Origin of the sequence: Citrobacter sp. CK206, assembly GCF_030333125.1 — a bacterium.
Classification (GTDB): Bacteria; Pseudomonadota; Gammaproteobacteria; order Enterobacterales; family Enterobacteriaceae; genus Citrobacter_B; species Citrobacter_B koseri.
Genome location: NZ_JAOWGM010000022.1, coordinates 71,972 through 84,638, shown reverse-complemented (window position 1 = coordinate 84,638; position 12,667 = coordinate 71,972). Strand labels below are relative to the sequence as shown.

The following is a 12,667-nucleotide window of genomic DNA, read 5'->3' as shown; positions in this document are numbered from 1 at the left end:
GTGGAGCGGTAGTTCAGTTGGTTAGAATACCTGCCTGTCACGCAGGGGGTCGCGGGTTCGAGTCCCGTCCGTTCCGCCACCCTAATTAGGGGCGTAGTTCAATTGGTAGAGCACCGGTCTCCAAAACCGGGTGTTGGGAGTTCGAGTCTCTCCGCCCCTGCCAGAAAATTATCCTTAGCATTTGCTAAGGATTTTTTTTGCCTGAAAAACGACCCCCGGCATATCCATTCAACTCCTTTCCCGGCATCCTTGCCATTGCTGTCCCTTTAATCTTCCAGGACGTTTGTTTTTAACAGATCGCGGATCAACGTATGTTTATCGCTATTTTGTAGCCATATTGCATATAACGGGCGTGAAAGCGTAGCGCTGTCGGCAACGGTATGAAGCCCGCCTTTTTCTTTGGCCCAGCCAACAGGAAGCCAGCTGCATCCATTAAGAGCAGACAGTTGCTGTCTCGCCAGTTCAGCTGAACTGGTGGTAAGAACGGGAACCTCATCGCTCGCAATCAAACCCACTTCATGCTGTTGAAAATCAGGTCCCCACTCAAGGCGCAGATAATTTAATTCATCTTTCATCTGTGATGGGCTGCTGCAATACAACGCGAGTGTGAAATGTCCCAGCAATTGGCTGCTAAACTCATCCATTTTTGGCGCTTCGGTGGTAATGAGCAGATCAAGCTGACGTTCATGGAGTTGCTTTACTAACGACTGGCGTTGAGCGATCCTGGCTTCAAATTGCAGACTGGCTTGCGGCTCCAGAGACTGATATAAGCGTGCCAGCCAGCCATTGAGCATGCACTCCCACAGAGAAGCGCTGGCACCGATAGAAAACTCATTATGCCGCGACGTATGCGCCACTTCCTTACGTGCCGCCTGCCACGTATTCATCAGCGTTTCTGCATAGGGTAGTAGCTTTTCACCTGCTGCGGTTAAGCGGATATTGTTTCTGTGCCGGGTGAACAGGTTCACACCAAGCTGATTTTCCAGTTGTCTTATCCGAAAACTGACCGCCGATTGGGTCAGGTAGAGCGCTTCTGCCGCTCGTCCAAAGTGGCGTGTCCGGCTAACTTCCAGGAAAGTTTTTAACAATTCCGTATCCACAACGCTCTCCACAAAATTATTTGTCGTAATGATTTAAATCTTTTGTTTTACACTCTGTCAAGCGTAACTAATACTCCGCGCCATAAATAGCTCGGCCAAAGAATTAGGAGCGTGCAGGATGGCGGAAAGCTTTACGACGACTAATCGATATTTCGACAACAAATATTATCCACGCGGATTCTCTCGTCATGGTGATTTCACCATCAAAGAGGCACAACTGCTTGAACGTCATGGTTATGCCTTCAATGAGCTGGATCTGGGGAAACGTGAGCCAGTAACCGAAGAAGAGAGACTGTTTGTCGCGGTATGCCGTGGCGAACGTGAGCCGGTGACAGAAGCAGAACGCGTCTGGTCTAAATATATGACGCGTATTAAGCGTCCAAAACGTTTCCACACTCTGTCTGGCGGTAAACCGCAGATGGAAGGTGCGGAAGACTACACCGAATCTGACGATTAATAAAAAAAGGGCGAAATGCCCTTTTTTTACGTCAGTAGTTTTTGTAAATGAATCAGTAGCCTGTCTATTGCCCGATAGCCCACAGCCTCCTGCAAATGCAGGCGCGTAATATTCTCCGTCTGTTCCAGATCGGCAATGGTACGGGCAACCTTCAGTAAGCGCTGCCAGGCTCGTATAGACAATCCCAGATGTATCAGCGTCTCCTCCAGCCAGTGCGCATCATCACTGTGTAGAGAGCAGTACTTTCGTATACCCTGGCTGTCCAGATGGGCGTTTAGCTTCCCCTGTCGTTCGTACTGGCGTTTCCGTGCGGATATCACCCGTACTTTCACTGTAGCGCTGTCCTCGCTTTTCACCGCTGCCTGGCTGAGTATACCGGGCGGTGGCAGGGGAATTTCGAGCGAGAGATCGAATCGATCGAGAAAGGGGCCGGATAAACGGCTGAGGTAGCGCAACGTCTGTTCCGGGCTACAGCGATTATGGTTCCCCTGATAGTGACCGGTCGGGCTGGGATTCATCGCTGCAATCAGTTGGAAGCGCGCAGGATAGGTGATCTTTGCCCGGGTGCGCGAAAGGTGTATCTGACCAGACTCAATAGGTTCACGCAGCGCATCCAGCGTGCGTCGCTCAAACTCAGGCAGTTCATCCAGAAACAAAATACCGTTGTGCGCCAGCGATATTTCTCCTGGCGCGGGTATTGAACCTCCCCCTACCATTGCCGTTAATGACGCGCTGTGATGAGGCGAGCGGAAAGGACGTCGTTTCCACTGCCTTTGTACCGTATCAGCGTTCACCAGGCTGAGAATCGCCGCACTTTCCAGCGCTTCTTTGTCGCTTAATGATGGCAGTAGCCCATTAATGCGGCTGGCCAGCATGGTTTTTCCCGTACCTGGCGGGCCTATCAGCAGCAGGTTGTGCCCTCCTGCGGCCGTGATTTCCAGGCCTCGTTTCCCCTGTTCCTGACCGATAACATCACTGAGATCGTCATGCAGTAAACAGGCGTCAGAATCGGTAGAGACTGGTTTCTCAAGATCCCGTTTCCCTTCCAGAAATGCGCATACCGTTTGCAGATGATCTGCAATCAGGCATCCCTCTCCGCTGATTAGCCCAACTTCTGTTGCATTCTCTTTTGCAACAATGATATGTCTGCCTGCCCGAATCGCCTCGGTTGCACTGGATATCGCGCCTGGAACGCCACGTAACGCACCTGTAAGGGCCAGTTCGCCCACCAGTTCATATTCATTAAGCTTATTTGTTGTAAGTTGCTCTGACGCTGCCAGAAGCGCAATTGCGATAGGTAAATCATATCTTCCGCCCTCTTTGGGTAAATCTGCCGGAGCCAGATTAATGGTGATTTTCTTCGCCGGAAATTCATACCCGCTATTGATGATTGCGCTGCGAACCCGATCCCGGGCCTCCTTTACCGTCGTTTCTGGTAGCCCAACCATTGTTAAACCCGGCAGGCCATTACTGATATGCACCTCGATGGTTATTGGCGGCGCATTAACGCCAAGTGCGGCGCGTGTGTGAACAATCGACAGTGACATAATTCCTCCCGTTGAGAGAATTATGCTGCATTAAAAACCAGGAATATCCTGCACGATCGTTAACTTTCGGCGCGTATTCCGGTAATTTTATCGCCTTTTCAAAATATGCTTTGCTGTTCGGAAGCGTGCTCGCAAAAAATCACAGATGCGAAAAAAAGATGGGGGTTGCTGTTGTTTATGAAGCAAAAAGTGAAAATTTTTCATTTCCTGTTTTTTGTATAAAAAACAATGATTTTTTGCTAAACCGTTAGCTGCGTCGGAAAAATGAAAATAAAAATATCTTGTGCTATTGGCGAAAGCTATGGTAACTCTTTAGGCATTCCTTCGAACAAGATGCAAGAATAGACAAAAATGACAGCCCTTCTACGAGTGATTAGCCTGGTCGTGATTAGCGTGGTGGTGATTATTATCCCACCGTGCGGGGCTGCACTTGGACGAGGAAAGGCTTAGAAATCAAGCCTTAACGAACTAAGACCCCCGCACCGAAAGGTCCGGGGGTTTTTTTTTGACCTTAAAAACATAAACGAGGAGCAGATAATGACTAATAGCATAAAATTCTGTTTCTCCAGATTTACGGCGGGGATGTAGCTATGAATGGGGCACAGTGGGTGGTACATGCTTTGCGAGCACAGGGCGTTGAAACCGTTTTTGGTTATCCCGGTGGCGCAATTATGCCGGTTTACGATGCGTTGTATGACGGCGGCGTGGAACATCTGTTGTGTCGTCACGAGCAGGGTGCGGCGATGGCGGCAATCGGCTATGCGCGTTCAACGGGCAAAACGGGCGTCTGTATCGCCACGTCTGGCCCTGGCGCTACCAATTTGATCACCGGTCTGGCTGACGCACTGTTAGATTCCGTGCCGGTTGTGGCCATCACGGGTCAGGTTTCCGCTCCGTTCATCGGAACGGACGCTTTTCAGGAGGTTGATGTGCTGGGGCTGTCGTTGGCATGTACTAAGCACAGCTTCCTCGTGCAATCGCTGGAAGAGCTGCCGCGCATCATGGCTGAGGCTTTCCGGGTTGCGAACTCGGGTCGTCCTGGCCCTGTTCTGGTTGATATCCCCAAAGATATCCAGTTAGCCAATGGTTCACTGGAGCCGTATTTCACCACCGTTGAAAACGAAACGGCTTTCCCGCACGCGGACGTTGAGCAGGCGCGTCGGATGATGGCGCAGGCGCAAAAACCGATGCTGTACGTGGGCGGCGGCGTAGGCATGGCGCAGGCCGTACCCGCGCTGCGCGCATTTATCGCTGCGACGCAAATGCCGGTGACCTGCACGTTAAAAGGCCTGGGCGCGGTGGATGCCGACTATCCGTATTATCTCGGTATGTTGGGGATGCATGGCACTAAAGCGGCAAACTTCGCTGTTCAGGAGTGCGATCTGCTGATTGCCGTAGGGGCACGTTTTGATGACCGGGTGACGGGCAAGCTGAATACCTTTGCGCCGAACGCCAGCGTGATCCACATGGATATCGATCCGGCGGAAATGAACAAACTGCGTCAGGCGCATGTCGCGTTGCAGGGCGATCTGAACGCATTATTGCCCGCGTTACAGCAACCGTTAAATATTGACGCCTGGCGCCAGCACAATGCTGAACTGCGTACTGAGCACGCCTGGCGTTACGATCATCCCGGTGAAGCCATCTATGCGCCGCTGCTGTTAAAACAGCTGTCGGAACGTAAACCCGCAGACAGCGTGGTGACGACGGATGTGGGCCAGCATCAGATGTGGTCTGCGCAGCATATGACGTACACTCGCCCGGAGAATTTCATCACCTCCAGCGGCTTAGGTACGATGGGTTTTGGCCTGCCTGCGGCGGTTGGCGCGCAGGTTGCGAGGCCGAATGATACCGTTATCTGTATCTCCGGTGACGGCTCTTTCATGATGAATGTACAAGAGTTGGGCACCGTAAAACGCAAGCAGTTGCCGTTGAAGATTGTCTTACTCGATAACCAGCGGTTAGGTATGGTTCGACAATGGCAACAACTGTTTTTCCAGGAACGATATAGCGAAACCACCCTTACCGATAACCCCGATTTCCTCATGTTAGCCAGCGCCTTCGGCATTCCTGGCCAACACATCACCCGTAAAGACCAGGTTGAAGCGGCGCTCGACACCATGCTGAACAGTGATGGGCCATACCTGCTTCATGTCTCAATCGACGAACTTGAGAATGTCTGGCCCCTGGTGCCGCCTGGCGCCAGTAACTCAGAAATGCTGGAGAAATTATCATGATGCAACATCAGGTCAATGTGGCAGCTCGTTTCAACCCGGAAACGTTAGAACGTGTTTTACGTGTGGTTCGCCACCGTGGTTTTCAGGTGTGCTCCATGAATATGGAAGCCGCTACCGATGCGCAAAATATAAATATCGAATTGACCGTTGCCAGCCCCCGGTCGGTCGACTTACTGTTTAGTCAGTTAAGTAAACTGGTAGATGTTGCACATGTTGCTATCTGCCAGAGCACAACCACATCACAACAAATCCGCGCCTGAGCGCAAAAGGAAGAAAAATGACGACGAAAAAAGCTGATTACATCTGGTTCAATGGTGAGATGATTCGTTGGGAAGATGCGAAGGTTCATGTGATGTCCCACGCACTGCACTACGGTACTTCCGTGTTTGAAGGGATCCGTTGCTACGACTCTCACAAAGGTCCAGTGGTGTTCCGCCATCGTGAACACATGCAGCGTTTGCATGATTCAGCCAAAATCTATCGTTTTCCCGTCTCCCAGAGCGTTGATGAGCTGATGGAAGCCTGCCGCGACGTTATCCGTAAAAACAACCTGACCAGCGCGTATATTCGTCCGCTGGTGTTTGTGGGCGATGTGGGGATGGGCGTTAACCCGCCTCCGGGATACAGCACTGACGTCATCATCGCGGCGTTCCCATGGGGCGCATACCTGGGCGCAGAAGCGCTGGATCAGGGGATCGATGCGATGGTTTCTTCCTGGAACCGCGCAGCGCCAAACACCATTCCGACAGCGGCAAAAGCGGGCGGTAACTACCTTTCTTCACTGCTGGTAGGGAGTGAAGCGCGTCGTCATGGCTACCAGGAAGGTATCGCGTTGGATGTGAATGGTTATATTTCCGAAGGCGCAGGCGAAAACCTGTTTGAAGTGAAAGATGGCGTGTTGTTTACCCCGCCGTTTACCTCCTCCGCGCTGCCAGGTATTACCCGTGATGCGATCATTAAGCTGGCGAAAGAGCTGGATATCGAAGTGCGTGAGCAGGTGCTGTCTCGCGAATCTCTGTATCTGGCGGACGAAGTGTTTATGTCCGGTACTGCGGCAGAGATCACACCGGTTCGCAGCGTGGACGGTATCCAGGTAGGCGAGGGCCGCTGCGGTCCGGTCACCAAACGTATTCAGCAAGCATTCTTTGGCCTCTTCACCGGTGAAACCGAAGATAAATGGGGCTGGTTGGATCAGGTAAATCCATAAATTAAAAATAAATGGGACGGCACGCACCGTCCCATTTAACAGACAGACACTGGGAGTAAATTACGCATGCCTAAGTATCGTTCCGCCACAACCACACATGGTCGCAATATGGCGGGTGCCCGCGCGCTGTGGCGCGCCACCGGGATGACCGATGCCGATTTTGGCAAACCGATCATCGCCGTCGTGAACTCATTCACCCAGTTTGTGCCGGGTCACGTTCATCTGCGCGATCTCGGTAAGCTGGTCGCCGAACAGATTGAAGCCGCTGGCGGCGTCGCCAAAGAGTTCAACACCATTGCCGTGGATGATGGAATCGCTATGGGTCACGGGGGCATGCTGTATTCACTGCCGTCTCGCGAACTGATCGCCGACTCGGTGGAGTACATGGTGAACGCCCACTGTGCGGATGCGATGGTCTGTATCTCCAACTGCGACAAAATCACCCCAGGGATGCTGATGGCCTCGCTGCGCCTGAACATTCCGGTAATTTTTGTCTCCGGCGGCCCGATGGAAGCCGGGAAAACCAAACTTTCCGATCAGATCATCAAGCTCGATCTGGTTGATGCGATGATTCAGGGCGCGGACCCGAAAGTTTCTGACGATCAGAGCAATCAGGTCGAACGCTCCGCCTGCCCGACCTGTGGGTCGTGTTCCGGGATGTTCACCGCTAACTCAATGAACTGCCTGACGGAAGCGCTGGGCCTGTCGCAGCCGGGCAACGGCTCGTTGCTGGCAACCCACGCCGATCGCAAGCAGCTGTTCCTCAATGCCGGTAAGCGCATTGTTGAGCTGACTAAACGTTACTACGAGCAGGACGACGCTTCCGCACTGCCGCGTAATATCGCCAGTAAAGCGGCGTTTGAAAACGCCATGACGCTGGATATCGCCATGGGCGGTTCGACCAACACCGTTTTACACCTGCTGGCGGCGGCGCAGGAAGCGGAAATCGACTTCACTATGAGCGATATCGACAAGCTTTCCCGCAAGGTTCCACAGTTGTGTAAAGTCGCGCCAAGTACGCAGAAATACCACATGGAAGACGTCCACCGTGCAGGTGGCGTGCTGGGTATTCTGGGCGAGCTGGATCGCGCCGGGCTGATGAATCGCGATGTAAAAAACGTGCTGGGTCTGACGCTGCCGCAAACGCTGGAGCAGTACGACGTTATGGTCAGCCAGAATGAAGCGGTAAAACAGATGTTCCGTGCAGGCCCGGCGGGTATCCGCACGACGCAGGCGTTCTCGCAGGATTGCCGCTGGGATTCGCTGGATACCGACCGCGCCGAAGGCTGCATTCGCTCGCTGGAACATGCCTACAGCAAAGATGGCGGTCTGGCTGTGCTCTACGGTAACTTTGCTGAAAACGGCTGTATCGTAAAAACTGCGGGCGTGGATGACAGCATCCTGAAATTTACCGGCCCGGCGAAAGTCTATGAAAGCCAGGACGATGCGGTTGAGGCGATCCTCGGCGGTAAAGTGGTTGCCGGTGATGTGGTGGTTATTCGCTACGAAGGGCCGAAGGGTGGTCCTGGTATGCAGGAAATGCTCTACCCGACCACCTTCCTGAAATCGATGGGGCTAGGTAAAGCCTGTGCGCTGATCACCGATGGCCGTTTCTCCGGCGGCACGTCTGGCCTCTCTATCGGTCACGTCTCACCGGAAGCGGCCAGCGGCGGTAATATTGCCATCATCGAAGATGGCGACATGATTGCTATTGATATTCCAAACCGTGGTATTCAACTGCAACTGAGCGATGCGGAAATCGCCGCGCGTCGCGAAGCGCAGGAAGCCCGTGGTGATAAAGCCTGGACGCCGAAAGATCGTCAGCGTCCGGTCTCCTTTGCGCTGCGTGCTTATGCCAGCCTGGCGACCAGCGCCGATAAAGGCGCGGTACGCGATAAATCGAAGCTGGGAGGTTGATGATGGCCGAGTCGCAACCCCTGTCAGCCGCCCCGGAAGGGGCGGAGTACCTGCGTGCGGTACTCCGCGCGCCGGTATATGAAGCAGCGCAGGTGACGCCGCTGCAAAAAATGGAAAAACTTTCTTCGCGCCTCGACAACGTTATTCTCGTGAAGCGTGAAGACAGGCAGCCTGTACACAGCTTCAAGCTGCGCGGAGCCTACGCGATGATGGTGGGGCTCACCGAAGAACAAAAAGCCCACGGCGTTATCACCGCATCGGCGGGTAACCATGCTCAGGGCGTGGCGTTCTCCTCCGCGCGTTTGGGTGTGAAAGCATTGATTGTGATGCCGCTGGCGACCGCCGATATCAAAGTGGACGCGGTGCGCGGGTTTGGCGGGGAAGTGCTGCTGCACGGCGCGAATTTTGATGAAGCGAAAGCAAAAGCTATCGAGCTGGCGCAACAGCAGGGCTTCACCTGGGTTCCGCCGTTCGATCATCCGATGGTGATTGCCGGGCAGGGCACGCTGGCGCTGGAACTGCTCCAGCAGGATGCGCATCTCGACCGCGTATTCGTGCCGGTTGGCGGTGGTGGACTGGCGGCAGGCGTGGCGGTGCTCATCAAACAGCTGATGCCGCAAATCAAAGTGATCGCCGTTGAAGCGGAAGATTCGGCCTGCCTGAAAGCGGCGCTGGATGCCGGTCATCCGGTGGATCTCCCGCGTGTGGGACTGTTTGCCGAAGGCGTGGCGGTTAAACGTATCGGCGATGAAACCTTCCGTCTGTGCCAGGAATATCTCGACGACATTATCACCGTCGACAGCGATGCGATTTGCGCAGCGATGAAAGATCTGTTCGAGGATGTGCGTGCGGTGGCGGAACCTTCCGGTGCGCTGGCGCTGGCGGGGATGAAAAAATACATCGCCCAACACAATATTCGCGGCGAACGCCTGGCGCATGTGCTTTCTGGCGCGAATGTGAACTTTCATGGTCTGCGCTATGTGTCTGAACGCTGCGAGCTGGGTGAACAGCGCGAAGCGCTGCTGGCGGTGACTATCCCGGAAGAGAAAGGCAGCTTCCTGAAGTTTTGTCAGCTGCTGGGCGGTCGTTCCGTTACTGAATTTAACTACCGTTTTGCCGACGCTCAAGATGCCTGCATTTTTGTCGGCGTTCGTCTGAGCCGTGGACTGGAAGAGCGCAAAGAGATCCTCGCGCTGCTGCATGAAGGCGGCTACAGCGTGGTGGATCTCTCCGACGACGAAATGGCGAAACTGCATGTGCGCTATATGGTTGGCGGACGCCCATCGAAACCGTTGCAGGAACGTCTGTACAGTTTCGAATTTCCAGAGTCACCCGGCGCGCTGCTGAAGTTTCTGCACACGCTGGGAACGCACTGGAATATTTCGCTGTTCCACTATCGCAGCCACGGCACCGACTATGGTCGTGTGCTGGCGGCGTTCGAACTGGGCGAAAACGAGCCAGATTTCGAAACCCGGCTGAACGAGCTGGGCTACGAGTGCCACAACGAAAGCGATAACCCGGCGTTCCGCTTTTTCCTGGCGGGTTAGGGTGTTCGGGAAAATGCCTGATGGCGCTGCGCTTATCAGGCCTACGTTCTTTTGAGCCGTAGGCTGGATAAGGCGCTTGCGCCGCCATCCGGCATTAGTGACCAGGCAGTAAATTCCAGAACGCATCAATAAGCGGCTCATGCAGCCGCTTTTTTTGTGCGCAAACGCCCAGCTCAAACGGCGTTTTCTCGTCGCTGCGCTCCAGGATCATCACGCGGTTACGCACGGGTTCAGGGCTATTTTCCAATACCACTTCCGGCAGCAGCGCCACGCCGCAGCCGAGCGCGACCATCGACACCATCGCTTCATGTCCACCGACCGTCGCGTATATCGACGGATTGCTGATTTTCTGACGGCGGAACCACAGCTCAATACGGCGACGCACCGGGCCTTGATCGGCCATGATAAACGGCACCGTTGACCAGTCGGGTTTATCCACTGAGACCTGATTTCGCACCGGGCAAGGCAATGCGGGAGCTATCAGCACCACCGCCAGATTCTCCAGCATTGAAAACGCGACCGCGCCGGGCAGGGTTTCCGGTTTACCAGCAATCGCCAGATCCGCCTCGCCCGTCACCACTTTTTCCATCGCATCGGCGGCATCGCCGGTGGTGAGTTTGATTTCCACAGAGGGATGCTCCGCCCGGAAACGGTCAAGAATGGGCGGCAGATGGCTATAAGCGGCAGTGACCGAGCAGAAGATATGCAGCTCGCCCGACAGCGACGGGCCTTGTTGGTCGATGGTGTGGCGTAACTGCTGATACTGCAACAGCGTTTGCTGGGCGAACGTTCGCAGCTCTTCTCCCGCTTCGGTGAGCGTAACGGTACGGTTATCGCGAATGAACAGCGGCTGGCCGAGATCCTCTTCGAGGCGTTGAATCTGCCGGGAGAGCGTGGAAGGGCTGACGTGCATTGCCCGCGCGCTGCGGCCAAAATGGCGACTTTCCGCCAGATGCAGGAAGGTTTTCAGATCGCGTAAATCCACTGGCTCTACTCCCGATGTCTACGTTGCAGAAATTGCAATGTGATGTTGTGAATATATCAATTTCCGCAATAAATTTCCTGTCATATAGTGAGTTCATTCTCTCTTGCACAGACACGGCAAGCGAACCGAACAATAAGCACGACACAACATCACGGAGTTACAGATATGGCTAACTACTTTAATACACTGAATCTGCGCCAGCAGTTGGCGCAACTGGGTAAATGTCGCTTTATGGGCCGCGATGAATTTGCCGATGGCGCGAGCTACCTTCAGGGTAAAAAAGTGGTCATCGTCGGCTGTGGCGCCCAGGGGCTGAACCAGGGCCTGAACATGCGTGACTCCGGTCTGGATATCGCCTACGCCCTGCGTAAAGAGGCGATTGCCGAGAAACGTGCTTCCTGGCGTAAAGCGACCGAAAACGGCTTCAAAGTGGGGACTTACGAAGAGCTGATCCCGCAGGCTGATCTGGTGGTTAACCTGACGCCGGACAAACAGCACTCCGACGTGGTGCGTTCCGTGCAGCCGCTGATGAAAGACGGCGCGGCGCTGGGTTACTCCCACGGTTTCAACATTGTGGAAGTGGGCGAGCAGATCCGCAAAGACATCACCGTGGTGATGGTGGCGCCGAAGTGCCCGGGTACTGAAGTCCGTGAAGAGTACAAACGTGGTTTCGGTGTACCGACGCTGATCGCCGTTCACCCGGAAAACGATCCGAAAGGCGAAGGGATGGCGATTGCCAAAGCATGGGCGGCGGCAACTGGCGGTCATCGTGCGGGTGTGCTGGAGTCCTCCTTCGTGGCGGAAGTGAAATCTGACCTGATGGGCGAGCAGACCATCCTGTGCGGTATGCTGCAAGCGGGTTCTCTGCTGTGCTTCGATAAGCTGGTGGAAGAAGGTACCGACCCGGCATACGCGGAAAAACTGATTCAGTACGGCTGGGAAACTATCACCGAAGCGCTGAAGCAGGGCGGCATTACGCTGATGATGGATCGTCTGTCCAATCCGGCAAAACTGCGTGCTTATGCGCTGTCTGAACAGCTGAAAACCATCATGGCGCCGCTGTTCCAGAAACACATGGACGACATCATCTCCGGTGAATTCTCCTCCGGTATGATGGCGGACTGGGCGAACGACGATAAGAAACTGCTGACCTGGCGTGAAGAGACCGGTAAAACCGCATTCGAAACCGCGCCGCAGTATGAAGGTAAAATCGGTGAGCAGGAGTACTTCGATAAAGGCGTACTGATGATCGCGATGGTGAAAGCGGGCGTTGAACTGGCATTCGAAACCATGGTGGATTCCGGCATCATCGAAGAGTCTGCGTACTATGAGTCACTGCACGAACTGCCGCTGATCGCCAACACCATCGCCCGTAAGCGTCTGTATGAAATGAACGTGGTTATCTCTGACACCGCCGAGTACGGCAACTACCTGTTCTCTTACGCTTGCGTACCGTTGCTGAAAGCGTTCATGACTGAAATTCAACCGGGCGATCTGGGTAAAGCGATTGCTGAAGGCGCGGTTGACAACGCACAGTTGCGTGATGTGAACGAAGCGATTCGTGGCCACGCTATTGAGAAAGTGGGCCAGAAACTGCGTGGCTATATGACTGATATGAAACGCATTGCGGTAGCTGGTTAAACAGGTTGTCGGGTGGCGCTAACGCTTAC

Annotated in this window: 12 protein-coding genes and 2 tRNA genes; 11 read left to right on the top strand and 3 right to left on the bottom strand. The window is 54.2% G+C overall.

The window, feature by feature from the left end; genetic code table 11:
* Window positions 1-2: 2 nt before the first annotated feature.
* Window positions 3-79, top strand: a tRNA-Asp gene (locus OGX81_RS06660).
* Between the two features lie 8 nt (window positions 80-87).
* Window positions 88-163: transfer RNA gene (locus tag OGX81_RS06655), tRNA-Trp, on the top strand.
* Between the two features lie 103 nt (window positions 164-266).
* Here the strand turns inward: OGX81_RS06655 and hdfR are convergent.
* Window positions 267-1,112 (bottom strand): HTH-type transcriptional regulator HdfR, encoded by an 846-nt coding sequence (hdfR, locus tag OGX81_RS06650; protein WP_012131114.1) that lies wholly within the window; start codon window positions 1,110-1,112, stop codon window positions 267-269.
* Window positions 1,113-1,218: 106 nt separating this feature from the next.
* Here hdfR and maoP point away from each other — a divergent pair, with 106 nt between their 5' ends.
* Window positions 1,219-1,557: a macrodomain Ori organization protein MaoP gene (gene maoP, locus OGX81_RS06645; protein ID WP_012131115.1), complete on the top strand. Its 339-nt coding sequence runs from the start codon at window positions 1,219-1,221 to the stop codon at window positions 1,555-1,557.
* Window positions 1,558-1,583: 26 nt separating this feature from the next.
* Here the strand turns inward: maoP and OGX81_RS06640 are convergent, their stop codons facing one another.
* Window positions 1,584-3,104 carry a YifB family Mg chelatase-like AAA ATPase gene (locus tag OGX81_RS06640; protein ID WP_110123562.1) on the bottom strand — a complete coding sequence of 507 codons (1,521 nt, stop codon included), beginning with the start codon at window positions 3,102-3,104 and terminating at the stop codon, window positions 1,584-1,586.
* Between the two features lie 351 nt (window positions 3,105-3,455).
* Between OGX81_RS06640 and ilvL the strand changes: the two genes are divergently transcribed.
* From ilvL to ilvA, 7 genes are all read left to right on the top strand, one after another.
* Window positions 3,456-3,554 (top strand): ilv operon leader peptide, encoded by a 99-nt coding sequence (gene ilvL / locus OGX81_RS06635; RefSeq protein ID WP_001311244.1) that lies wholly within the window; start codon window positions 3,456-3,458, stop codon window positions 3,552-3,554.
* An 87-nt stretch (window positions 3,555-3,641) separates the two neighbouring features.
* Window positions 3,642-3,692: a peptide IlvX gene (ilvX, locus tag OGX81_RS22045; RefSeq protein WP_202401504.1), complete on the top strand. Its 51-nt coding sequence runs from the start codon at window positions 3,642-3,644 to the stop codon at window positions 3,690-3,692.
* 2 nt (window positions 3,693-3,694) lie between these two features.
* Entirely contained in the window at window positions 3,695-5,341 is a 1,647-nt protein-coding gene (ilvG, locus tag OGX81_RS06630) for an acetolactate synthase 2 catalytic subunit (protein WP_049011329.1), read from the top strand.
* Window positions 5,338-5,601 (top strand): acetolactate synthase 2 small subunit, encoded by a 264-nt coding sequence (gene ilvM, locus OGX81_RS06625; protein WP_012131119.1) that lies wholly within the window; start codon window positions 5,338-5,340, stop codon window positions 5,599-5,601. Before ilvG ends, ilvM begins: the two co-directional genes overlap by 4 nt.
* A 17-nt stretch (window positions 5,602-5,618) precedes the next feature.
* The gene (gene ilvE, locus OGX81_RS06620) at window positions 5,619-6,548 is read left to right on the top strand and encodes a branched-chain-amino-acid transaminase (protein WP_012131120.1); all 930 of its coding nucleotides are present in this window, start codon (window positions 5,619-5,621) and stop codon (window positions 6,546-6,548) included.
* A 66-nt stretch (window positions 6,549-6,614) separates the two neighbouring features.
* Window positions 6,615-8,465 carry a dihydroxy-acid dehydratase gene (ilvD, locus tag OGX81_RS06615; protein WP_024130091.1) on the top strand — a complete coding sequence of 617 codons (1,851 nt, stop codon included), beginning with the start codon at window positions 6,615-6,617 and terminating at the stop codon, window positions 8,463-8,465.
* A 2-nt stretch (window positions 8,466-8,467) separates the two neighbouring features.
* On the top strand, window positions 8,468-10,012 hold the full coding sequence (gene ilvA / locus OGX81_RS06610; RefSeq protein ID WP_104869093.1) for a threonine ammonia-lyase, biosynthetic: 1,545 nt from the start codon (window positions 8,468-8,470) through the stop codon (window positions 10,010-10,012).
* A gap of 94 nt (window positions 10,013-10,106) precedes the next feature.
* Here the strand turns inward: ilvA and ilvY are convergent, their stop codons facing one another.
* Complete coding sequence (gene ilvY / locus OGX81_RS06605) at window positions 10,107-10,997, bottom strand: HTH-type transcriptional activator IlvY (protein ID WP_049009056.1); 891 nt, start codon at window positions 10,995-10,997, stop codon at window positions 10,107-10,109.
* A 165-nt stretch (window positions 10,998-11,162) separates the two neighbouring features.
* On the opposite strand from ilvY, the gene ilvC reads away from it, so the two are divergent.
* Entirely contained in the window at window positions 11,163-12,638 is a 1,476-nt protein-coding gene (gene ilvC, locus OGX81_RS06600) for a ketol-acid reductoisomerase (protein ID WP_012131124.1), read from the top strand.
* Window positions 12,639-12,667: the final 29 nt, after the last annotated feature.

What these genes read in the sequence shown, in the direction of transcription:
- maoP (WP_012131115.1), top strand. Translation starts at nt 1,219, where the DNA reads ATGGCGGAAAGCTTTACGACGACTAATCGATATTTCGACAACAAATAT.
- OGX81_RS06640 (WP_110123562.1), bottom strand. Translation starts at nt 3,104, where the DNA reads ATGTCACTGTCGATTGTTCACACACGCGCCGCACTTGGCGTTAATGCG.
- ilvL (WP_001311244.1), top strand. Translation starts at nt 3,456, where the DNA reads ATGACAGCCCTTCTACGAGTGATTAGCCTGGTCGTGATTAGCGTGGTG.
- ilvG (WP_049011329.1), top strand. Translation starts at nt 3,695, where the DNA reads ATGAATGGGGCACAGTGGGTGGTACATGCTTTGCGAGCACAGGGCGTT.
- ilvM (WP_012131119.1), top strand. Translation starts at nt 5,338, where the DNA reads ATGATGCAACATCAGGTCAATGTGGCAGCTCGTTTCAACCCGGAAACG.
- ilvE (WP_012131120.1), top strand. Translation starts at nt 5,619, where the DNA reads ATGACGACGAAAAAAGCTGATTACATCTGGTTCAATGGTGAGATGATT.
- ilvD (WP_024130091.1), top strand. Translation starts at nt 6,615, where the DNA reads ATGCCTAAGTATCGTTCCGCCACAACCACACATGGTCGCAATATGGCG.
- ilvA (WP_104869093.1), top strand. Translation starts at nt 8,468, where the DNA reads ATGGCCGAGTCGCAACCCCTGTCAGCCGCCCCGGAAGGGGCGGAGTAC.
- ilvC (WP_012131124.1), top strand. Translation starts at nt 11,163, where the DNA reads ATGGCTAACTACTTTAATACACTGAATCTGCGCCAGCAGTTGGCGCAA.